The organism is Paenibacillus sp. ACRRY (assembly GCF_022346995.1).
In the GTDB taxonomy this organism is placed as follows: Bacteria; Bacillota; Bacilli; order Paenibacillales; family Paenibacillaceae; genus Paenibacillus.
Window position 1 is genome coordinate 109,357 of sequence record NZ_JAKRNM010000006.1, and the last position, 22,722, is coordinate 132,078.

Annotated in this window: 30 protein-coding genes and 1 tRNA gene; all 31 read left to right on the plus strand. The window is 43.6% G+C overall.

Annotated features, from left to right (window positions below):
* The first annotated feature begins 586 nt into the window (after positions 1–586).
* The 31 genes from MH144_RS20810 (at position 587) to MH144_RS20960 (ending at position 22,658) form a co-directional block, all read left to right on the plus strand.
* Positions 587–659 (plus strand) — tRNA-Ile (locus tag MH144_RS20810).
* 29 nt (positions 660–688) lie between these two features.
* Positions 689–1,087 carry a hypothetical protein gene (locus MH144_RS20815; RefSeq protein WP_239303827.1) on the plus strand — a complete coding sequence of 133 codons (399 nt, stop codon included), beginning with the start codon at positions 689–691 and terminating at the stop codon, positions 1,085–1,087.
* Positions 1,088–2,233, plus strand: coding sequence for a GDSL-type esterase/lipase family protein (locus tag MH144_RS20820; protein ID WP_239303829.1), 1,146 nt, complete (start codon positions 1,088–1,090; stop codon positions 2,231–2,233).
* 128 nt (positions 2,234–2,361) lie between these two features.
* Complete coding sequence (locus MH144_RS20825; RefSeq protein WP_239303831.1) at positions 2,362–3,012, plus strand: Ntn hydrolase family protein; 651 nt, start codon at positions 2,362–2,364, stop codon at positions 3,010–3,012.
* Between the two features lie 40 nt (positions 3,013–3,052).
* Entirely contained in the window at positions 3,053–3,496 is a 444-nt protein-coding gene (locus tag MH144_RS20830; protein WP_239303833.1) for a terminase small subunit, read from the plus strand.
* A complete protein-coding gene (locus MH144_RS20835) occupies positions 3,483–4,736 on the plus strand; it encodes a PBSX family phage terminase large subunit (RefSeq protein WP_239304087.1) in 1,254 nt (417 codons plus the stop codon). The genes MH144_RS20830 and MH144_RS20835 overlap by 14 nt, the downstream gene beginning before the upstream one ends.
* 177 nt (positions 4,737–4,913) lie before the next feature.
* Positions 4,914–6,404: a phage portal protein gene (locus tag MH144_RS20840; RefSeq protein ID WP_239303835.1), complete on the plus strand. Its 1,491-nt coding sequence runs from the start codon at positions 4,914–4,916 to the stop codon at positions 6,402–6,404.
* Entirely contained in the window at positions 6,401–7,519 is a 1,119-nt protein-coding gene (locus MH144_RS20845) for a minor capsid protein (protein ID WP_239303856.1), read from the plus strand. The genes MH144_RS20840 and MH144_RS20845 overlap by 4 nt, the downstream gene beginning before the upstream one ends.
* A 12-nt stretch (positions 7,520–7,531) precedes the next feature.
* Entirely contained in the window at positions 7,532–7,801 is a 270-nt protein-coding gene (locus MH144_RS20850) for a hypothetical protein (protein ID WP_239303858.1), read from the plus strand.
* Positions 7,802–7,927: 126 nt separating this feature from the next.
* Positions 7,928–8,536, plus strand: coding sequence for a phage scaffolding protein (locus MH144_RS20855; RefSeq protein WP_239303860.1), 609 nt, complete (start codon positions 7,928–7,930; stop codon positions 8,534–8,536).
* Positions 8,536–8,892, plus strand: a complete 357-nt coding sequence (locus MH144_RS20860; RefSeq protein WP_239303862.1) for a hypothetical protein — start codon at positions 8,536–8,538, stop codon at positions 8,890–8,892. The genes MH144_RS20855 and MH144_RS20860 overlap by 1 nt, the downstream gene beginning before the upstream one ends.
* Positions 8,893–8,917: 25 nt before the next feature.
* Entirely contained in the window at positions 8,918–9,907 is a 990-nt protein-coding gene (locus MH144_RS20865; protein WP_239303863.1) for a major capsid protein, read from the plus strand.
* Between the two features lie 12 nt (positions 9,908–9,919).
* A complete protein-coding gene (locus MH144_RS20870) occupies positions 9,920–10,204 on the plus strand; it encodes a hypothetical protein (RefSeq protein WP_239303865.1) in 285 nt (94 codons plus the stop codon).
* Positions 10,185–10,589 (plus strand): hypothetical protein, encoded by a 405-nt coding sequence (locus MH144_RS20875; protein ID WP_239303867.1) that lies wholly within the window; start codon positions 10,185–10,187, stop codon positions 10,587–10,589. The genes MH144_RS20870 and MH144_RS20875 overlap by 20 nt, the downstream gene beginning before the upstream one ends.
* A 55-nt stretch (positions 10,590–10,644) precedes the next feature.
* On the plus strand, positions 10,645–10,950 hold the full coding sequence (locus MH144_RS20880; protein ID WP_239303868.1) for an ABC transporter ATP-binding protein: 306 nt from the start codon (positions 10,645–10,647) through the stop codon (positions 10,948–10,950).
* Positions 10,950–11,348 carry an HK97 gp10 family phage protein gene (locus tag MH144_RS20885; protein ID WP_239303870.1) on the plus strand — a complete coding sequence of 133 codons (399 nt, stop codon included), beginning with the start codon at positions 10,950–10,952 and terminating at the stop codon, positions 11,346–11,348. Before MH144_RS20880 ends, MH144_RS20885 begins: the two co-directional genes overlap by 1 nt.
* Before the next feature lie 5 nt (positions 11,349–11,353).
* On the plus strand, positions 11,354–11,773 hold the full coding sequence (locus tag MH144_RS20890; protein WP_239303872.1) for a phage tail terminator family protein: 420 nt from the start codon (positions 11,354–11,356) through the stop codon (positions 11,771–11,773).
* Positions 11,770–11,994, plus strand: coding sequence for a hypothetical protein (locus tag MH144_RS20895; RefSeq protein WP_239303874.1), 225 nt, complete (start codon positions 11,770–11,772; stop codon positions 11,992–11,994). The genes MH144_RS20890 and MH144_RS20895 overlap by 4 nt, the downstream gene beginning before the upstream one ends.
* Positions 11,995–13,320 (plus strand): phage tail sheath family protein, encoded by a 1,326-nt coding sequence (locus MH144_RS20900; RefSeq protein WP_239303876.1) that lies wholly within the window; start codon positions 11,995–11,997, stop codon positions 13,318–13,320.
* A 1-nt stretch (position 13,321) separates the two neighbouring features.
* A complete protein-coding gene (locus MH144_RS20905) occupies positions 13,322–13,786 on the plus strand; it encodes a phage tail tube protein (RefSeq protein ID WP_239303878.1) in 465 nt (154 codons plus the stop codon).
* A 26-nt stretch (positions 13,787–13,812) separates the two neighbouring features.
* Positions 13,813–14,247, plus strand: a complete 435-nt coding sequence (locus tag MH144_RS20910; protein WP_239303880.1) for a phage tail assembly chaperone — start codon at positions 13,813–13,815, stop codon at positions 14,245–14,247.
* A gap of 264 nt (positions 14,248–14,511) precedes the next feature.
* Positions 14,512–14,883: a hypothetical protein gene (locus MH144_RS20915; RefSeq protein WP_239303882.1), complete on the plus strand. Its 372-nt coding sequence runs from the start codon at positions 14,512–14,514 to the stop codon at positions 14,881–14,883.
* A gap of 59 nt (positions 14,884–14,942) precedes the next feature.
* Complete coding sequence (locus tag MH144_RS20920) at positions 14,943–17,210, plus strand: phage tail tape measure protein (protein ID WP_239303884.1); 2,268 nt, start codon at positions 14,943–14,945, stop codon at positions 17,208–17,210.
* Positions 17,207–17,854, plus strand: coding sequence for a LysM peptidoglycan-binding domain-containing protein (locus MH144_RS20925; RefSeq protein WP_239303886.1), 648 nt, complete (start codon positions 17,207–17,209; stop codon positions 17,852–17,854). Before MH144_RS20920 ends, MH144_RS20925 begins: the two co-directional genes overlap by 4 nt.
* Entirely contained in the window at positions 17,851–18,981 is a 1,131-nt protein-coding gene (locus tag MH144_RS20930) for an XkdQ/YqbQ family protein (RefSeq protein ID WP_239303888.1), read from the plus strand. Before MH144_RS20925 ends, MH144_RS20930 begins: the two co-directional genes overlap by 4 nt.
* Positions 18,982–18,985: 4 nt before the next feature.
* Positions 18,986–19,336, plus strand: coding sequence for a DUF2577 family protein (locus MH144_RS20935; RefSeq protein ID WP_239303890.1), 351 nt, complete (start codon positions 18,986–18,988; stop codon positions 19,334–19,336).
* Positions 19,320–19,736, plus strand: coding sequence for a DUF2634 domain-containing protein (locus tag MH144_RS20940; protein WP_239303892.1), 417 nt, complete (start codon positions 19,320–19,322; stop codon positions 19,734–19,736). The genes MH144_RS20935 and MH144_RS20940 overlap by 17 nt, the downstream gene beginning before the upstream one ends.
* A complete protein-coding gene (locus tag MH144_RS20945) occupies positions 19,729–20,814 on the plus strand; it encodes a baseplate J/gp47 family protein (protein ID WP_239303894.1) in 1,086 nt (361 codons plus the stop codon). The genes MH144_RS20940 and MH144_RS20945 overlap by 8 nt, the downstream gene beginning before the upstream one ends.
* Entirely contained in the window at positions 20,807–21,388 is a 582-nt protein-coding gene (locus tag MH144_RS20950; RefSeq protein WP_239303896.1) for a putative phage tail protein, read from the plus strand. Before MH144_RS20945 ends, MH144_RS20950 begins: the two co-directional genes overlap by 8 nt.
* A complete protein-coding gene (locus tag MH144_RS20955; protein WP_239303899.1) occupies positions 21,385–21,669 on the plus strand; it encodes a ketopantoate hydroxymethyltransferase in 285 nt (94 codons plus the stop codon). The genes MH144_RS20950 and MH144_RS20955 overlap by 4 nt, the downstream gene beginning before the upstream one ends.
* Positions 21,669–22,658, plus strand: coding sequence for a tail fiber protein (locus MH144_RS20960; protein WP_239303902.1), 990 nt, complete (start codon positions 21,669–21,671; stop codon positions 22,656–22,658). Before MH144_RS20955 ends, MH144_RS20960 begins: the two co-directional genes overlap by 1 nt.
* Positions 22,659–22,722 lie beyond the last annotated feature (64 nt).

Below are 22,722 nucleotides of genomic sequence, written 5' to 3' on the forward strand. Positions count from 1 at the left end.
TTTGTCTTACGAATGCCACCTATAGGTATAGACGATGAATAAATGCATGCCTATAGGTTTCCTCTATTATAGTTTATGTTCGTAGCCGCTAAAAAATAGAATTAGTACATTAACTTTCGCATGTTCCTCAGTAATAGATGGGAGTATACAATCACAATAAATACGCTCCAACTAATTAGGAATCTGCCCCAAAAAGGATTATAATTTTGGTCCATTGCGAAAGTAACAACCACGAGCACGACATTTGCTAAAACAAAAAAAACTGTTATGTAAATAAAGCTCATAAAACTATTTTTAATATCATGGTCTTGTCTAGTGTTGTTGGAAGCAAAAGAAGAAATTGCCGCTAACAAGGCTGAATACCCTATTGAAATAGTAATATTAACATCAATTAATTTAGCTAGATATTCACTAATATTATTGATGTCTTTCGTTCCAAAGACGAGAAAAAGAGCACTCGTAATAATTGCGGTAGTGTAAACGAGAATAGTAGATGCGGATAAAAACTTTTTTGACATATTTAACCTCTTATTGTTTTTTACTTTAATATACTACGAAATAAGTTGAGTGTTAATTTATTTTTCTCATTCCCTTAACTCAGAGGTAAGAGTAGGCGTCTTATATGCGCTCGGTCGTTGGTTCGAATCCAACAGGGAATATTACCCTAAAATTGAAAGGTGGCAGTAATATGTTCCAATGGTTAAATACAGCCAGAAACAGATTAATTACTGTCTCAGATAAGAACAGACTTCCAGTTGCAACAACAATGCCTGAAGACATCGTGCTAGTAGACAAGAAATCAACAGCAGGTTCGGCAGAATATGCCGCTGAGACAAGCAAGACATTAACGCTTGAGTTTTCCGGGTCAACAGATGCTGTAACAGCTACTTTCACGTTTCAACGGAAAGGACCAAGTGGCAAGGCGGTAACAGTAGAGGGAATCAGGCAAACAGCTCCAATGGACATCGTGACATCGGCTAAGATCGGTGAGACGGTGTCTTTTAATATTCAGGCTGGATTTACTTTAGTTATAAACCACACAGCTCCTAACACAGGAACATTGTCCGTTAAAGGGACGGTGGAATAAATGCCAGATAATTTGTCGGTTGTGGCATTGAGTGCTGCTAAGAATGCTCAGTCCAGATATCGAGGGAATGATATTGCATTGATGGGTGATTCTTTAACAGGTTTATCGTTTGATGCAGCGACAACAGGTATAGGTAGTGGTGTATGGGTTCATCAACTACTAATGCGTTCTAATGGAGCTCTGCAATATGTATATAATGCTGGTATATCTGGACAGCGTACAGATCAAATGTTAGCTCGGTTTGATACAGATATCGTCAATAAGCGTCCGTCATTATGTACGATTATGGGTGGGACAAACGATGTGAAACAGGGCATTCTTCCTGCGGTTGCTTTGGCGAATATAGAAGCAATGGTACTCAAATGTTTCCCAGCACGTATTACACCAATTCTGGCAACGATCCCACCGTTGGATGAGGGGAAAGTGACAGAGGTACTTCAGGTGAATGCAGGTATTTATAAGATAGCTCGCAAATATGGGTTGGATGTGTTGGATTTTTATTCTCTTCTTGTGGATCCGGCAACATCAAAATATAAAAGTGGATATTCAACAGATGGAATACACCCAGGCACTACTCCGGTTAAACTGATGGGACAATATGCTGCTGAGCAATTGCTACCCAAACTGCCAGCATTCAGAACTAATGTACCGGCAGTGAATAACGCTCCGAATAATCTTCTTAAAAACAGCTTGTTCTTAACGGATGCCAACGCAGATGGTGTGGCAGACAACTGGACGATGTATGGTACCGGTGTTGCTACATCTTCATTAACTACAGGTGATGCGACAATTAAAGGTAGCTGGATGACGATGGATAAAACAGATGCAGCGAGTACAAAAACATACTCTCAGGCGATATCAACAGGATTTAAAGCAGGTGACGTGATCGCTTTCACTGGGAGGGTTAAAACGACAGTGGAAGGTACTGAGATGCCTGTAACTGTACAACTAGCTTATACCGGAGCATCTGGAATGATGAGGCCGTTAAACAACTGGAAAACAGATAATAACGGTATTTTTTATGTGGAAGGTGTAGTCCCTACAGGAGCAACGGCTTTAACAGTTACTATGACTGCAGGAGCTGGCACAGGTAAAGCAGAGTATGCGCAGTTTGCTGTATATAATCTATCAAATGAAGTGTTTTGATCCACCCGTAATCTAAACCCCAAAAGCTGCAGAGGTGACGGCGAACTAAGGTACACGGGTAAATGATGAAGAGATAAAAGGTAACCCCGTTAATTCTGTCGAATAAAACAGAAAAAGGGGGAAGAAAAATGACATTGATCAACGTTGTATATATACCAACAGGTATTGTTTTATCTGCTGATAGTAGAACGAGCGGTAATGGGTTTATCGTTTCAGACTCAACCAATAAATTATTTTTGCTTTTCAACAAGATTGGTGTTGCTACCGCAGGAGCGGCTTTGATTAATCTAAAGCCTATCGAGCACTATGTTAAGGAATTTGAAATGTTAATGTGGGAAAAACTCAGCGATGCGTCTGTAAAAGATGTTACCGATGAGCTATATGACTATTTCAAAAACATAGTTATTGGTGAACAGTATATTTTCTTCTTTGTCGCTGGGTATGAGTTTGGCACTCCAATTGTAAACAGCTTTGATACCATGGGAGAAAAGGAGATTTTTAGTCGAAACACTGATAAAGATGACAATCTTATATATGGTGCTGCTTGGCAAGGGGATACTGAAATAGTTAACAGACTAAGATCTGAGAACCATATGCCTTTATATATAGCTATGAACGTTCAAGACGCTATCGATTATTCTCGACATCTTATTAGAACTACTATTGATCAGCTGCGATTTGAACCCCGCTTCCCTACAGTTGGCGGTGAAATAGAGACGATTTTAGTACAGCCAACAGGTGGGGGATATATCTACAAAAAGGGACTGACTTATAAGTAATTGTTCGTGTAATTTAATATAAGGCGGTGGGTGATATGACATGAGTCTAAGTGAACAACAGAAAAGATTCGCTGATTATTACATTGAAACTGGTAACGCAACGCAAAGTTATCACAATGCAGGATACAAAGCTAAAGGTAAATCAGCTGAAGTTAATGCTTCTAGACTGCTAGCGAATGCTAAGGTTAGACAGTATGTTGATGAATTGATAGCAAAAAAGGACGCAAAACGTATCGCAAAGCAAGATGAAGTGCTTGAATTTCTCACTAATGTGCTAAGGGGAGAAGTGAAGGAACAGTTCCCGTTAGGCATGGGTATGGGCGAACAATCGCTCGTGAAGAAAGAACTCGATGGCAAGGATCGCATCAAAGCGGCCGAACTATTGGGTAAACGTTATGCACTGTGGACAGACAAACAGCAGCTTGAAGGCAATGTGGGTGTGCAGATAATCGATGATTTGGGTGATGCCGATGTTGAAGGTTAGGCTTTCTGAGAAGGTTACGCCACACTTTCACGACTTCTGGCGTGTATCCAATTCACATAGATATCTGAAACACGTACTCAAAGGTGGTCGTGCTTCTGGTAAGTCGGCACACATTGGTCTTAAGATTATTAAAGACATGATGAAATACCCAGTCACCACATTATGTGTCCGTAAAGTAGCTCGCACGCTTGAAGAGAGCGTGTTTGAGCAACTTAAAGAGGCAATCGAGATACTTGGTGTGGGACAATACTGGAAAGTGGTTAAAAGCCCGTTGCAGTTGGTCTACATTCCACATGGAAATAAGATCATTTTTCGTGGTGCAGATGATCCTGCTAAGATCAAGTCCATTAAGATGTCCAAGTTCCCTATCGCATTTCTATGGATAGAGGAAATGGCAGAGTTTAAAACCGAAGACGAGATATCGACTATCGAGAAATCCATTTTACGTGCGGATTTAGGCGATGGTCTTTTTTATGCATTCTATTACTCATACAATCCTCCAAAGCGTAAGCAGTCATGGGTGAACAAGCTTTATGAATCACACATTATCCCGAATAACACGTACGTTCATCACTCAACCTACCTTAATAACCCTTACTTATCAAAGGAGAGTATAGAAGAGGCTGAGGAACTGAAACGAACACGACTACAACGGTATGAATGGGAATATCTCGGCAAGGCGATAGGTAGTGGTGTTGTTCCATTCGATAATTTGAACTTCCGGAAGATTACTGATGAGGAAATTAAGTCATTCGATAACATCCGGCAAGGCAATGACTGGGGTTATGGTGTCGATCCAGTAGCGTTCGTCCGCTGGCACTATGATAAGACTCGCCGCAAGATATACGCCTTGGATGAGGTATACGGCGTTAAGCTATCAAACCGTGAGTTGGCTGAGAGGATTAAGAAGAAAGGTTACCACACTCAGATAACCATTGCTGATAGTGCTGAGCCTAAATCAGTTGATGAAATGCGTACGCAGCTTCAATGCAGGTTTAAGGGAGCGAAGAAAGGCCCTAACTCAGTAGAGTATGGCGAGAAGTGGTTGGATGACCTGGAAGAGATCGTTATTGATCCAGCACGTACACCGAACATCGCTCGAGAGTTTGAGAACATTGATTACCAGACGGACTCGGATGGGAATCCGAGGGCTAGATTGGACGACAAGGACAATCATACAATCGATGCCACACGGTATGCATTTGAAGATGATATGAGAGGTCCAACATTCGAATTCTAGTGATTTTTATGTAGGATAATGCAAATTGTCGAACCTATCAAACCGCCTATTTACCGCAAAGCCTTGATGCATAAGGGTTTGTTAAGGGTGTAAAGGTCTAGTACATGACTACCAAATGTAGGTTTTGTGCAAGAGTCTACACGTTAATGCGTTAAAGACAAGCGAAAGGAGGTACATATGAGTACACTGAGTGAGATACTTCGGAACCTTGATGAAAACTCGCCTATGACTAATAAAGAAATAGCTATTGAGCAAATGAACACGTTCAAGGGTACGGATAAATACAAGTGGATGCTTGAAGGGCAAGCGTACTACCGTAATCAAACTAAGATCTTGGATCATAAGCGTATGGTTATTGGTGAAGGTGGTGCACTGCAGGAAGCAACAAACCTTGCCAACAATAAACTTGTACATGGTTTCATCCGGAAGCTGGTTGATCAAAAGACCGGCTATTTGCTGTCTAAGCCTTTCAGTATCCAAACGGATGGTCCGGACGCTTACAAGGACTATCTACATGATATATTCGGCAAGCAATTTCAACGGCAGCTGAAGAACCTTGGCAAAGAATCAATCAACAAGGGAATCGGCTGGCTCCAAGTTTACTATGATGAGAATGGCGAACTGTCGTTCAAAATCATCCCTTCAGAAGAAATAGTTCCATTATGGAAAGATAACGCCCATACAGAATTGGATGCGATTGTTCGTTTCTACAAGCAAGAAAGGTATGAGGCTAAGAAGAAGGTTACTGTAACGATAATTGAATTCTGGGACACTAACGGCGTACTAAGGTTCACGCAAGATGGTGTAACTACATCTGAAAGGGTTGCGGATGGCGAACCAGGCTATCATTTTTTTGTAGTTAAGCCAGGATTAGACGAAACCGGAGCTGAAACGTTGATCGAGGGAGGTATGAACTGGGAGAAGGTGCCCTTCATCCCGTTTAAGTACAACGATGAGGAAATGCCACTTGTGGAAATGCTTAAGTCGCTTGTGGATGACTATGATAGTCGGATGTCGGATAACTCAAACAATCTACAGGACTTACCGAACAGCATGTACATCGTCAAAGACTATGATGGAGTAGACCTTGGTGAATTGAGACAAAACATGACTCAGTTCAGAACGATTAAGGTATCTGGAACGGGTGGTGTAGAAACTATCAGCCTTGAAATCAACACTGAGGCATTCACCACACACATGGACAGGCTGCGTAAGGCTATTTATGAGTTTGGTAGAGGTGTTGATACCCAAGCCGATAAATTCGGTAATAGCCCATCAGGAATCGCTCTACGCTTCTTATACAGCGACTTGGATATGGACGCTAACATCATTGAGACAGAGTTCCAGGCAAGCCTTGAACAGCTTCTGTGGTTCGTAGATCAGCATTTGTACAACACAACTAATGCTGATTACTCAGATATTGACGTAACGTTCCTGTTTAACCGGGATATCGTCATCAATGAAACTGAGGCTATCAACAATGTTAAAAACAGTATCGGTATCCTGTCCGATGAAACGAACATTGCAAACCATCCATGGACTGGTGATGTTCAGGAAGAGAAGGAACGCAAGGAAAAAGAACAAAAAACAGCCATGGAGCAATTCGCTTCAGGTCAATATACGTTTGGTCAGGAACAAGCTAATCCAGGCGGTGGTGAGGATGAATGAAATCAGAAGCCTACTGGGAGAAGCGAACTGAGCAAACGGTAAACCATCAATATGCTAAAGCAGATGGGTATCAAGCCAGAATAGCACGTGAGTATGAGTTTGCAACTAAATCAATGCTCAAGGATCTGCGCGAGTGGTATTACCGGTTCGCCAAGAATAATGAAGTCTCATATGCAGAAGGCCAAAAGCTGCTTAACTCAGACGAATTAAAAGAGTTTAAGATGACTCTTCAAGAGTTTACAGCAATGGCTAAGGGCAATCTTGATGGCACTTGGACGAAACAACTGGACAATGTGTACATCAAAACGCGTATAACCCGGATAGAAGCCCTTTTGATACAGCTTCAACAACAGATAGAGGTATTAGCTGCAAACCAGCAAACGGGCTATGGAGTGCTTCTCCACAACATATACACAGACACCTATTACCGTAATATCTTCGAAATCCACAAAGGGTTAGGCGTAGGATTGTCTTTTGCACAAGTGGATACAGCAGCGGTCCAACGAATAATCGCTATGCCTTGGTTGGGTAAAAACTACAGCTCACGAATTTGGGATGATCGGGACAAGCTTGTTAGGGAGATTCAACGAACACTTTCCCAAGCGATTATTCGCGGTGATGGCATAGAGGAAATGACACGAGTTATTTCTGCACGAATGGAAGTTGGGAGAAGCGCAGCAGAGCGCTTGATCCGCACTGAGAGTGCACATGTGATTGAAGAAGCTTCATTTGACGGGTACAAAGCGAGTGGATTGGTAGAGAAGTATAAGATACTTGCTACTCTGGATAAACGGACATCTGATATCTGCCAAGGCATGGATGGGAAAGTATTCCCGCTGAGTGAGAAGAAAGTAAATGTCACGTATCCACCGTTCCACGCCAACTGCAGAACGACAACCACGGTATTCTTTGAAGATGACCCAATCAACACAAAGGTTGCACGAAATGCAAGCGGCAAAACGATTACGGTCCCAGGATCGATGACATATGCTGAGTGGAAGAAAGAATATGGTGTTGAGATAAAAGAGGTCGAAGCCGTTGCTAAGAAAAGCAGAGGTAAAGCATCACAGTCGGGCCGTCAGTTGGAATTTACCGAGTATGACATTATCGACTAGGGAGGGAGCATGATGGGCGTTAAACGGTATGAAAAGCGTGTGCCTGTGGATGCAATCCAGTTTGAAGGTATGGATCCCAATCACATTAACGAGATTATCTCTTTTGTTCAGGTACCGGTGATGATGGACTTTACTGGTGGTCTTAACTTAAGAGTGATTAAAAGCCAATTGGATGTATTGGTTGTACCTGTTGGTGATTATATCGTTAAGGATGCTACCGGGAAACAGTTGATTTATATGAAGAAGGCAGCATTTGAAGCAGAATACGAATTGGTTGGATAACTGGGCTGTGGCTGAAACGTCATAGCCTTTTATTATGCCGTCCTTTTGGTATTGCGGACGTTAAAGAACAAGACATCACCGGACGCGACCGGGTTAACAAGCGAAGATGAAATGGAGGATAACAACGTGAATAAAGAACAATTTATCGCACTTGGATTGAGTGAGGATTTGGCTGAAAAGGCCGCTACAGCTTCAGCAGATGAGTTGAAAGGGTTTGTGCCCAAAGCTCGGTTTGATGAGGTGAACGAGGCAAAGAAGCAGGCTGAGAAGGGAATCGCTGACCGTGACAAGCAGATTGAGGAACTTGGCAAGACTGCAGGATTGGGTGAGGATCTAAAAAAACAAATTGATGCATTGCAGACTGAGAACCAGACAGCCAAAGAGAAATACGAGGCTGACATGAAAGAGTTACGTCTTAACACCGCATTGAAACTGTCCTTGAGCGGTCAGGTACACGATCCGGATATCGTGGCAGGGCTGTTGGACAAAACGAAAATTGAATTGAATGAGGATGGCTCTGTAAAGGGTGGACTCGAAGAACAAGTAAATGGCCTGCGTGATAGCAAGGCTTTTTTGTTTGTTCAAAAAGAAGAAACAGCACCTACAGCGCCATTGTTCAAAGGAATCAAGCCGCCTGATGCTGGCGGTGGTGGTAATCCACCTGCAGATCCGAAGGGTTACGATGCCGGTAAATCATTAGCAGAACAAAGAAACCAGGGAGGAAGTGGCAAGTAATGAACTTGAATCCACGAGTAAAAGAGTACGGTTCTCAGAAGGAAATTCTGTATACAGTCAAAGGTTCGATTGAAAAGGTTGGCGGTTTGACACTTGATGGTACAAAGTTTGCGGTTAACACATTGATTCCTGCAGGTACAGCGGTGAGTATCCAAGCAAATGGACTCGCAAAGCCATGGGCTGATGCTGACACAGGTACACCATACCTGACTAACCACGATGTGTTTACTGCTGATGTTACAACAGTCAATGTTATTGTCGGTGCATGGGCTGAGGCTCTTGTTGTTGAAAGCAAACTGACGGGTGTGACTGCAGCATTTAAAACAGCTGCTGGCGCGCGTTACCGTTTCTACTAATTAGAAAAAGGAAGGTGTATAAATAATGGGAATTCTTTCTCTTGATCAATTTAAACAACCAACATTTTTGGGGTATGTCGAAAATCGACTGCCAACTAAAACATATCTGCTGAAAGCAATCAGTGAAACAGATACTTCTTATGATCTAACTTTCGACTATGATGTTTTCACTCAAACATACGCTCCAAGTGCTGCTTTGACTGGATGGAATTCCGGAGCGCCTTTGCGTGACAAAGAAGGATTCAAAACGCTGACACAAGAAGTCGCTAAGATCCAACATGGTATCCGTATTGATGAGCGTGAACAACTGAAGTTCACAAATCCGCGGGTACAAGCTGAGCGGGATCGTGCAATCCAACGTGTATATGATCAAACGGACCGCCTCATTGAAGGTGTTAACGACACAGAAGAGTGGTTGCGTGCTCAAGCAGTATACTTGGGTGCTATTTCATACGATGCGAACAATGTAAAAATCAATGTGGACTTTCAATTGCCACCTATCGTTACTCCAACAGATTCATGGAGTGATCGTGTGGACTCTGTGCCTCTTGACGACCTGCGTGCAATTATTCAAGCATACAAAGATGCTAACGGCGGCGAGGCACCTGAATACATCGATTTGTCAGGTGTGGTGCTGCAAGATATCATCATGAACCAACAACTGAGAAGTGCGATCTATGGCATCAACAGCCAAATGATTCCTACTCGGTCCCAAGTTGAAAGCATTATTGCTCAGGTGGCTGATGCTCCTGTTAAGATCCGTGTAAATGATAACCAAATCTCTCTCAACGGTGCTCCTGCATCTCGTTTGTTGCCAGTGCGTACAGTTGCGGTGCTTGGTAGCCAACCGGTTATCACTGTTGAAGGCCCTACTGTTGAAAAAGGATTCGAACCAGGTATCTACGTGTTGACTAAAGAGGATATGGGTCCACCACCACAAGATGAAATCTATGTTGGTAAGTCTGCATTTGTCGGCATCAAGAAGCCATCCCAAATCCACCGTCTGTCGGTGTAAGGAGGAAACAACATGTTTAAATATAAAGTTCTGGGCCCCGTCATTTTTGGCGGGGTTATTGTTAATTCCGGTGAGATTGAATTGGATGAAACAAAAGGGGCTCGTTTGGTAGAGCGTGGAATCCTTGAAGAGGTCGAAGCCGAAGAGGAGACTGACATTAACAAAATGAAGGTTGACCAACTCAAGGATTACGCCGAAAAGAACGGTATCGATCTGGGTGATGCCAAGGGTAAGCCAGAAATCCTGAAGGCTATCAAGGAAGCTGAGGCGGTAGCCAATGCAAATACAACGTCTTAAGGCTGAGCGTGAAGCAATAATAAACGAGGTTAAACGCCGCCTCAAACTTGATGTGAACGATACCGAACATGATTACCTCATTGGTACCTACGTTGATGAGGTGGGTTTGCGTATCATGAACTATTGCAACATAACCGTTATTCCAGATGAGCTCTCATACACTTGGGTGGCTATGGTAGCCAGCGCAGTAAGCACGGAGCAAATCAATGTCCTGCGCCCTCCTGTTGCTCCTGTTGAAGCTTTTGAAGTCAAGATAGGAGATACATCCATCAAACCAGCACCGGCGGCTAAAACGGCCCCTGCCACGCCTACGGTTGCGGTTATTGAAGGTGTATTGAGAGATTATCAAGGTGAGCTAAATGCTTTTCGTAGATTGAGGTGGTAGTGTGATCAATTACGAAGCTATCAGAGTCGAGTATGAGAAGATGTATGAGGACGCGGTGACAGTTCAACGCTCTGAGCGTGTTAAGAAGCCCAATGGAGCGACAGAGCTTGCTTGGGTAACCAAACACCTGAACGTGGCGTGTCGCATCTCTCAAACAGGATTAGCTGCTAATACTCAGACCGACACTACCAACGACATTGATTATTCATCTAAATTGTTCCTTTCTCCACTTGTGGAGATTAAACATGGCGATAAGCTTGCAGTGACTCGCGAAGGGTTAACGCGGGAATACACAGCAGGTGAACCGTTTATTTATCCTACTCATCAGGAAATCAATCTGGAGAGGGATGTGAAATCCTGATGCTGGATATGAGCGGTTTGGATGAGTTCACAAAGAAGCTAGATAAGGCTTCACGTGGTCAAGTAGTCGGTGATCTGCTGCAAGAGTTCTTGCTTGAACTGGTTTATCGCTTGGATGCCAAGGTTAAACCAAGGACGCCAGTGGATCAAGGTTATCTAAGACGGATGTTTCGTATTAGTTCAATAAAAGAATTGCCCGGAGGCTTTTACAGCATAGAATACTTCAACAACACTTACTATGCTTCTTTTATCGAAAATGGACATCGTACTGGTAAGGACAAGACAGGTTGGGTTGAAGGGAAGTTCATGCTCAAGATATCTGTTCAAGAGATCGAAAGAGAAATGCAGCAGTTCTTGGACCGTAAACTGGAAGAAGCACTAAATAAATATTTCGGGTGATGCCCATGGTAGTGATAAATGATGTGAAGGATGCAGTGGTATCAACGATAGCGACAACATTTTCAACAATGGAAGTATATGACGAACGCGTGCCGCAGGGTTTTAACGAACCGTGCTTTTTTGTGTTGATGTTTCCTGTTGCCCATACCAAGCAAAGGGACAGACGTTATATACGATCGCATTCGTTCGATATCCACTATTTTCACGATGACAACTACACCGCATGCCACGACATGGCCGAACAGCTGTATAGCCTCATGGATTTAATCACGATGGATGGGAACTTGATCCGTGGTGAAGCCATGACCCATGAAATTGTGGATGGTGTGTTGCATTTTAACGTTCGGTACGACTTTCACGTATTGCGTGAGAGAGCTCCGGGCGATAAGATGCAGAGCTTGTTACAGGAAGGGAGATTGAAATGACAACTAAAGCAAAACAGAGCGAGAGTTTTAATGCCGGTGATATCACTGTGAAGCTTGAGCCAAGCAAGATTAAGTTCACTAAGGAACAATGGCTCACGTCAAAACAGTTTACCGATTCTTCCCGAGATCTGATTAACACTCTTTTAGAAGATGGAGAGTCTTATTCAATTGACGAGGTAAACCAAAAGTTTGAGGAATTTAAAGCAAAGGAGGTCAAATAGATGGCTGGAGGCACATGGGTAACGCAAAATAAAGTTATTCCTGGTACTTATATGAATTTCGTATCTGAAGCCACTACGCTGAGCGCGGTTGGCGAACGCGGTACGGTGACAATGGCCCTTCCGCTTAGCTGGGGACCGGCTAAACAGTTGGTGACTATTGAAGCAGGTGAGGATTATTTTGAACTGCTAGGATATGATGCGACATCACCTGAATTGTTGCTGATTAGAGAAGCTCTGAAACGAGCTAGAACGCTTATCTTGTATCGGTTGAATGATGGGGTAGCGGCAACAGCCACAACGGGCAATCTCGTTGTCACGGCAAAATACAGCGGCCTAAGAGGCAACGGTATCTCAGTAGTGGTGCAAACAAACGTTGATGATCCTTCTAAGTTCGATGTAATCACGTTGGTTGATGGCGATAAACAAGAAACTCAGGTTGTTTCCGATATCACAGGGTTAGTTGCTAATGACTGGGTGACGTTTGCGGCAGCTGCTTCGGATAATGCATTAGCGACAACTGCAGGTGCTCCGCTGACTGGTGGTACTGATGGTTCAGTGACAAATGCTGACCATACAAATTACCTGACAGCGATTGAGGTTCAGGACTTCAACACAATTGCATTGGTATCTGATGACAACACCCTTAAAGCGCTGTATACGGCGTTTGTGAAGCGTCTGAGAGACGGCGAGGGCAAGAAAGTACAGTTGGTAGTCTCAAACTACACAACAGCCGATCATGAAGGTGTAATCAGTGTTAAGAACGGTGTAATCCTGTCTGACCAAACGGTGATTGACCGGATCAAAGCAGTTGCATGGGTGGCGGGTGCTACTGCAGGTGCTGCGGTTAACCAATCACTCACTTATTCGGCTTATGATGATGCGGTGGATGTGGATACACGCTATACCAACGGTGCAATTGAAACGGCGCTGCTTAATGGCGAGTTCTTGTTCATTGCAAACCGTGGTCAAGCTGTGGTTCAGCAAGACATCAACACTTTCAAAAGCTTTACACCTACCAAAGGTTCAGAGTTCCAGAAGAACCGGGTACTGCGTGTCCTGGATGGCATCGCTAACGATACGAAATCGGTATTTGATCGATTTTACATCGGTAAAGTGGATAACAATCAAGATGGTCGTATGCTGTTCCGTGCTGAACTTGTTTCACTGTTTAACACATACCAGGAAATCGGAGCCATCCAAAACTTCGATGCTCAAACAGATATCCTTGTTCAAGCGGGTGCCGCTAAGGATGCAGTGTACGTAGAAGCCAACGCTCAGCCGGTTGATGCGATGGAAAAACTTTATATGAGAGTGAAGGTGAAGTAATATGCCATTCTTGAGAGCCCAGGATACCATCTCAGGCCAAGAGGGCCGAGCGTATGCAACAATTAACGGCGTGGTAGAGGAAATGTTCTACCTGCAAAACCTTGAAGCTACAGCCGAAAAGAATAAAACGGAGATCCGTACGCTTGGACGCCGTGGTGTACAAAACAAAGCCACGGGTTGGACGGGCACAGGTTCCATGACGATTTACTACGTTACATCCCGTTTCCGTCAATTGATGTTGGATTACATTAAAAACGGAGTTGATACTTACTTTGATATCACAGTAACCAACGAGGACCCAACATCTGCAACGGGTCGTCAAACAATTACGCTGCGTGGCGTCAACTTGAACAGCGTTATTTTGGCATCTCTCAACACAGATGCCGAGGCTTTGTCTGAGGATGTTGAATTTACCTTTGAAGATGCTGACATGCCAGAAACATTCAGCGAAGTAACACCAGGCTAAAATAAACCTATCGGAGGATTAAATATATGACACAACGCAATATGGCATTTTTCATGAAAGGCAACGCTAAACCTATTCAAGAATTGGAGGAAGTGGTCACCCGGCGTTATCTTGACGAGGAAGGTGAGCCCGTTCCTTTTGTGTTCCGGCCACTTGGATCGGAGCGAGTAGAGGAACTCAGGGATGAATGTACAAAACGTATCCCAGCACGTAAAGGCACTCCAGCACGAGAAGAATTTGATGCGCGGCGGTTTAATATCAAAGTAGGTATTGAAACCACAGTGTTCCCTAACTTTAAAGATGCTGAGTTGCTTAAATCTTACGGTGTGACCGACCCTGTGGATGTTGTGCCTAAAGTATTGGAAACTGCCGGGGAGATGGGCGCATGGTTTGAGGCGATGCAGAAGGCCAATGATTTCGATGACGATTTTGAAGAACTTATTGAAGACGCAAAAAACTAATAGAGTCCGGTGATCGTGATGCCGTATATACCCATTATGCTATTCACAAGATGCGTTATAAGCCAAGTGATATAGAAGATTTGTGGAATATGGATCGCCTTCGCCGGGCTTTTTTATACGGATCATTCCAACTTGAATTCGAACGATTGAAACGCGAAGACAGGCAACACCGTATAGGATCACAAGGGAAAGGCCGCCGTATTGGAAAAAATGGTTGATTTTTCTGGCTTCCTTCTCTTATTGTTACTTTGAGGGGGAACGCAGATGAATGACTACGGGAAAATGGTTGAACAGAAATCTGAATATAAAGCTAGAAAATTAGGTAGAACAATGATTTTGATGGCGACGGGTTTTGGTTCCTTCACACTAGCGAACCTTTTGAGGCCGTCCATTGGATTTCTTTGGTTTGTGGGTTTAGCCATCATTATCATGTTTGCTATCATTGCTTTATTGAGCGTTTCAAAGACTCAGAAATACACAGGTATCGTTGTATCTGCATCGTGGTTAGTGACGCTACCAGTAAATCTGCATGGAGATTTTAATTTCTGGGCAAATATAGGCATAGGTTTTTTCTTGTTCATACTAACTTTATCAACATTCCAAGAATGGCTAAAGTTTAGTGGTGGAAAACTTTAAATTATTTTAAGGGCTCCTTCGAGGAGTCTTTTTTTATTCCCTAAGAAAGGAGGAATCACATGGCGAGCATTAACGCGGTGTTTAACTTCCAAGACAGAATATCACGCAAACTAGCTAGACCAGCAAAAGCGCTCGAGAAGGTAGCTCAAACTACAGATAAAACCAACAAAATGTTTAGGCGTCTTTCTCGGATGAGAATAAATCCTAGAGTAGGGTTAAAAGACCAGGCTACAAGGAAATTAAGAACATTGACTCGAAGTTTAAATACCATTGGTTCAACCGTGGCTACTGCAACCATTAGAGTCAAGGATAATGCATCTCGAACTATATCCAATGTTGAAAGTAGACTTGATGGATTGGCAAATAAGACACTTGCGCTCGGTGCTGTAGCTGGTATTTCAAGCGCAGGAATGTTCTCGGCTGGAGCAAATGCTTTTGAATCTGATGCAAGAGCATCTGCTATGACCAATCTTAGCCAACCGGCAGTCACTAATATTGCCGACAGCATTTATTATGATAAAAAGATCGGTAATTCACGAAACGATGTTATTCAAGCGTTGGTTGATTACTCCCAACAGACTAAACTCGAAGGCAAGGCTTTACGTGAAGCGGTTGAAGGGACTGCGATGTATGCTCAGATTTATGGAACTGACATTTCTGAAACGGCAAGAGGATTTGCTTCCAGCTTAAAAAATGAATTGGGTTCATTCGGCGAAATTGCCGATGTATCTGCATTTGTAATGAAGTACGCTGGTGATCAATACGATGACTATCTTGATTCTTTGAATGAATACTCGAGTACATTTAAAGACTTGAAACTAAATATTGATCAAGTTGGTGCTGCGTATATAGCTGCGGTTCAATCTGGAGGTAGAAACTTTGATGAACCCTCTGACATGTTCCGAGAATTCAATATTAGACGTAACGAGATGTCAGATACTCAAATAACAGCAATGAGCAAATTACTTGGCAAGGATAGAACACGAGAAATATACAAAGCAATGGATGCTGGTACCTTGTCAGGTCAACAAGTGTTGTTTGAATATGCAACTGCACTTTCTAACTTGCCTAGCGAAGCTCAGAAGGCCGCGTATGCTACTGAATTACTTGGTACCAAATATGAAGATTTAAAAGAACCCATGCTTGCTGCAGCCGAAGCTATAAGCGATCCTGTAAAGGCAGCAGGTGAATTGAATAAACAATTTGGTGTGTTTAAGGGAAATAACCCAATGACAGAAATAAACAATACTGTCCTAACACTCGGTAAATCTTTAAAAGACATGGGACAAAGCATGATTGTTGCCGTCACTCCCGCATTTGCTGAGTTGAATGCCTGGGCTTCCTCTGAAGAAGGTCAAAAATCTATTGCCAACTTCACAAAAAGCGTAACTGAATTGTCAGGTGCGCTCGCTAAAGACTTAGCTACTGGAATTAAGTGGGTTATTGATAATTGGGATGTGTTATTACCTTATCTGAAAACAGGCGCAAAAGTCCTTGGAGGGTTGTTTATTGCGGGGAAGGTAGCTAAGGTATTTAAAGAATTTGCTCCTGTATTTACCTTTGTGGGCAAAACCATGAAAACTGCTTGGTCAGTAGCGAAATGGCTGGGTAGCGGCATATTATCATTAGGTAGAGGATTTGTATCAGTTCTGAAATGGTCCAAACCTTTTATACCATGGATAGGTCGTGTTGTCGGCGGATTGGTGCGATTTGTTCCGGTTATAGGATGGGTTATTACGGCGCTTGGATTGCTATGGGCGGCATGGAAGAATTGGGACACCATTAAGAGCATCGTTTCCAATGCTTTTCAGGGTGCAAAAGACGCTATTGCCGAAGGTGTTAACTGGATTCTCAAGAAAGTTAACTGGATGATAGAAAAGCTCAATGGCATCAGTGTTGATATTCCATTCTATGGTGAGGTTGGATTCAATATAAAAGAATTTGGTCTACTCGAGACAAAAGAGATGCGAGACAACAACAAGAAAGCAGCATCTACTTTGCAAAATACAGGCTTCCCTAACCTTATCAAAGGATTCGATGGATCCCATGCTAAGGGTATTTCTGATGTACCGTTTGATAACTATGCTGCAAACCTTCATAAGGGAGAGACAGTCCTGCCAGCTGAGGAAGCTTCATTGATCCGTGATATGGCCGGAACACGCAGCACAAGTGGTTCACCTGTATCGGGAAGCAGAATGGTAAACATCAATATCACTGGTGACAACTACTATTCGAATGATATGGATGCCAAAAAGGTAGTTAAAATCATTAAAGATGCCCTGAAGAATGAACATGACTACGGTCCAAGCGGGGTGCAAATGGTATGAGTAGAGAAATATGGCTTTCGTATAACAACAATGCAGAACGTTTACGGCTACCGGTTAACCCACCTGAAATCAGCATAGGTAACGGTAGCCAAACGACTACGGTAGATGTTGCAGGCATCGGTGAGGTGGCGATAATCAATGATCCGGTTCTCAAAACATTTGAGTTCTCAAGTTTCTTCCCGTCTACGTGGGGTCCGTATTGCGAATATAAGGACATCCCGATACCAAAACAAGCTGCAGCTACCATAAGCAAGTGGAAAGCCACAGGTAAGCCTATACGCTTTCTGGTGAGTGGTACAGCCTGGAACTTTGCGGTGACCATTGAGGACTTTGTATACCGTGAAGAAGGCGGGGATGTGGAAACGATCCATTTTGACCTAAATTTGCGAGAATACAAGTTCGTTACGATTCGGAAGCTTGATGAGAAGAAAACAGCGGCAAACGGTAGCAAGAAGGTGACCACAAGCACAACGGCTGCACGACCAAGCACAAAGACGGTGCCGGCAACGTACAAGGTTAAATCAGGTGATTCTCTCTGGAAGATAGCCAAAGCTAACAACACCACATGGCAAAAGCTTGCTGAGATCAATAAGATCAAGGCGCCATATACCATCCGTCCTGGTCAGGAGTTGAAGCTGAAATGATGGAATTGTTTGTGGTCCGGTCCGGTGGTACATATCAATTACCGGTGCAGGACGTGGAATGGTCTGGTGCTAAACTTCAAGCGCCAAGGACACTGGCTGCAACTATCTTATCAACCACAAGGGGAATGCATCGTAAACAGCCGGTGGATGTGGGTGACCAACTGTTGTTCAGGTGGAAAGGTGAGGAACTATTCCGAGGAACGATATTTGCCAAAGAACGTACCAAAAGCGGAAGCCTCGCTTTAACTGCTTATGATGATCTGGTGTACCTCACAAAGAGTGAAGACAAATATGTGTTTACCGGGAAAACGCTGGGTGAAATAGTCCGGCGTATTTGTGCAGACTTCGGGATTCCAATCGGGACGATAGCAGCTACTCCACACAAGCTGACTCGCATCATGCAAGGGACTCTATTTGATATCATCCTGACAGCCATCTCGTTAACGTACAAGCACACCAGAGTCAAATACTACCTGTATTCGGACAAAGGCAAGCTACATCTCACCAAACGCGTAGATTTAGCCCGTAAATGGGTTATTGAGGATGGATCTAACTTAGTGGACTATGCCTTCTCGCAATCCATTGAGGACACGTACACACAGGTTAAATTGACTTCTACCACATCTGCTGAAGGCAAAGATGGTAAAGAGGTTACCTCCACTCACATTGCTAAGGTGGATAATCCCACGACCAAGAAGCGATACGGCACCCTGCAGTACTACGAGGAAGTGTCGGACGAACTCAACAAGGCTCAGCTAATGCAACGGGCCACGGCCATGATGATGGAAAAAGGTAAGATGGGTGAATCTTTCACAATCGATGCGTTGGGAATAGCACCTGTTATATCCGGATCGGCTGTATATGTGATCGCCAAGGAGCTCGGAGTTAACCGGGCTTTTTATGTCGATGAGGACAGTCATACATTCCACGGCAATGAACACATGATGTCTCTCACATTAACCAAGACCGATGATTTACCAGACATCGATGCTACCGTTGAACCCGATGAACCAGATGAACCGGCTGAGGACAAAGATAAATCCAAAAAGAAATCAAGCGAGAAGAAAAGCAAAGAGGAAGAAGATAAGGAGTTCGCTGAACAACTCCGGAAAGAGATATTGGGGTGATGACATGCTAGACGTTATCAAACAAGCCGCTATAGCTGCGGTTGAAGCGGCCGGACCCGTTAAATTGCTTGAAGCCACTGTTTTAACACCACCACCCGGATTAAGTATTCAGCTAGGACTGGATACGAAAAACCCGATACCTGCTGAAATGTTAATTGTTGACGAAGGTTTGACCAAGGCTGTACGAAAAATTCGGGTAGCCTCTACAGAAGAAGGGCTGGAATCAGCAGCGGACCAGTTCATTAGGTATGAAGATGAACTCCAGGCAGGGGATAAAGTGTTGGTGATAAGCGTTCAAGGTGGACAATCGTTCTACATTGCAGCTAAGGGGGTGCGGTATGGCTCTAACGCCTGATTTAAACATTCAGGTACCAGAACTATTCACGTCAGAGATACAACCTTCTAAGACGTATTCACTGGACCCAGACACTGGAGAGATTGGACGTTCAATCGATGGCCTTCAGGCTATGAAGCAATTCATTATCAAGGCGCTAAGAACGATCAGGTTCGAAAACATTATCTATCCAGATTCTTATGGAGCTGAGACAGATACAGTGCTTGGTAAGGATTCAAGCGCAGGGTTTATTGAATCGGAGTTACCACGAGTCATAACAGAGGCTTTGATATATGACGAACGCATTAGTGACGTGGGTAGCTTTGATATAGTCCAGGTGGGCGACAGTGTAACGGTAACATTCACGGTTACCACGATAGCTGGAACATTGCAACTGACGGAGGTGATAAGCGATGTATGATACAGAGGAATACGACTTTGAAGCCATTTTGCAACGAATGTTAGATGATGTCCCGGACAATATGGATAAACGACCCGGTAGTGTAATCTACGATGCCCTAGCACCTGCTGCTGCGGAAATGGCCCAAATGTATATTGATATGTCTGCAGGAGACGACATGTACTATGCTGACACGGCTTCAGGTGAATACTTGAGTAGACGTACAGCAGAGTTTGGAGTTAACCGGGAACCAGCAACATTTGCAGTGAGACAGGCGACATTCCTTGATGGGCAAGGCGTTCTAATGGACGTGCCCATAGGAAGTCGTTTTTTTATTGAGGATATCAACTATGTAGTAACCGAAAAGGTTTCAACAGGGTTATTTAAAGTTAGATCCGAAACAGCCGGGGCTATAGGTAATGCTCCATTTGGCGCAATGCTTGCGGTAGATTACATCAATAATCTTTCTACAGCAGTTCTAGGTGACGTGCTTGTACCTGGTGAGGACGAGGAATCAGACGAAAATTTGCGTGATCGTTACTATACAGAAATTAATGAACAACCATTCGGTGGTAATGTCGCAGACTATCGTCAAAAGATACGTGCATTGGACGGTGTTGCTTCAGTTAAGATTACACCTGTGTGGCAAGGTGGCGGCACAGTCAAAGCTACAATCATGGCAACCAACTATATTCCACCATCCACAGCACTAGTTGCACAGGTGCAGGAGATTGTTGACCCTATCCCGTTCGCTGGCCTAGGACTAGGCTTAGCTCCTATTGGTCATACCGTTACCATAACGGGGATAAGCTGGCTAACAATTAACATATCATCCACTTTAACACTAGCACCTGAAACGACTATCGGACAGGTACAACAGGATATTGAGGATGCTATAGAGGCGTATTTTCTAGCTTTGCGGCAATCATGGGAAACCGATGCACCTTTAATTATCCGTGTGGCACAGATTGAGGCGCGTATATTGACCGTTTCAGGCGTTGTAGACGTCATGGGAACACAATTGAACGGGTCCACTGATAACCTGTCTCTAACAGACGATCAGGTTCCGCAAAAAGGGACGGTGACACTGAGTGAGTAGGTTAATGGAGTACCTCCCGGACTATTATGTGGATAGTAAACAGATGGCTGCATTGTTGATGGCTCAGGAAATCGAGTTAGACAACATCGCAGCCGGCATTCTGAGACAACGGGATGATATGTATGTAATGACAGCAAGCGCCCAATCCATCAGGCGGCGAGAAAAAATGCTACGTATCCAGGCTGATCCATCAACAGAACCATTGGAATTCAGACGTAAACGGATTATAAACCGGCAGTCCATGAAACCACCATTTACAATCCGATGGCTGCAGGAACAACTTGATAGGCTTATCGGTCCCGGTTTGGCTGTTGTATCGGTAGATGTGCAACAGTTTATTTTGTATGTCACGACCAACATTGAAAACGCAAATTTATTTAAAGAGGTTCAACATACAGTGCAATCCGTTAAACCTGCTAACCTGATTTATCAACAAAATACATCGCTTGTTCATAAAATTGGCATAAAACATACAACCACAAGACGGGATATCACTTGGAATTATAAATTGGATGGATCGTGGAAGCTTGGAGAGAAACCGTTTGCCACACTAGGTCCGGAGGTGACACTGTGATTTATCAAGAGGCATTAAATGACTTAGCAAATCATCTCAACTCTCGTATAACGAAGGTTGTTCTGAATGGGGTGTATGAGATAACCCAATTTGAAAAAAAGGCAGTCACAGACTCAACGGTGGCACTTAACTTTATTATCCCAGCTTCAGATATTTCCTTGGTGACGCTTATCGAGGTTATGGGTCCAACAATTAAAGTTAGCTCCAAAGCAGTCAATGTGCCTATCACTTCAGATAACCTGATGCTTGAAACGTTTGAAATAGAGGAGGTTACATCTTAATGGCTAAAATAGATTGGACTATGGAGGATGAGGTCAAGCCAGCAGATATGAATGCCATCGGAACGGAGATTAACGAATTGCGTTCAGAAGTTGATAATATCGAAATCCCTCCAGCTTCATTAACTGTTCCTGGTATTGTGCAGCTATCCAATAAAACAGATGGTATATCAGAGGTGCTTGCCACCACAGAAAAGGCAGTCAACGACGCTAGACAAACTGCAATCACAGCAGCTGCAACCGATGCGACATCAAAAGTAACTACACATAACAATTTGACCACAGGCATTCATGGAGCTGTCAGCACCGCTACGGCAAATAGGCTTGTTATCCGTGATGCTAATGGTCGAGCTAAGTTTGCCGCGCCGAGCGCTACTGATGATGTCGCCTTATTGTCAACCGTTACTGGTCAGGTTGGCACACTTACCAGCTTGCAAACCACAGCAAAAACTAACGTTGTTGCAGCTATAAACGAGGTTTTTCAATCTGGCGTTAGTGCAAAACAAGGTGTCGTGGATGCCATTAACGCCAAGGGTGGAAGTGCATCCACATCTGATACATGGGCAACGTTGGCTTCAAAAATAGAAGCTTTGCAAGCGGTGAGATATGCAACAGGTACAGCGACATCTAGCAGTTCAGCAATGACAATGGCGACCGCTACAGCGGGTAATATAAATTCCGTTTATATAAATGTTGCTAATTTAGGTTTTAGGCCGAACAGGATAATTATCAAACCTGAAGTTTCTGCCGGAACAGAACTGAGCGTGTACAACTTCGAGATGAGACAAGGCGTGCCAACATCAGCAGGCACTAACTTCAATTATTACACAATGATGCGAGGGGAGACGTTAAACCCTTATTCCATTCGAGTATATGAGTACACTGGTACCGGAACGTCCGGTACTTCTCATGCTTATGTGAATGATACGGCGTTTAGAGTGCCAGTTATCTCCGCTAACGTTAGTTACACATGGGAAGCGTTTCGGGTCTGAGGTAAGATGACAACATACAACAGAGATATAAACATTGGTTTGGGGAGATGGTTGGGGCAATTCA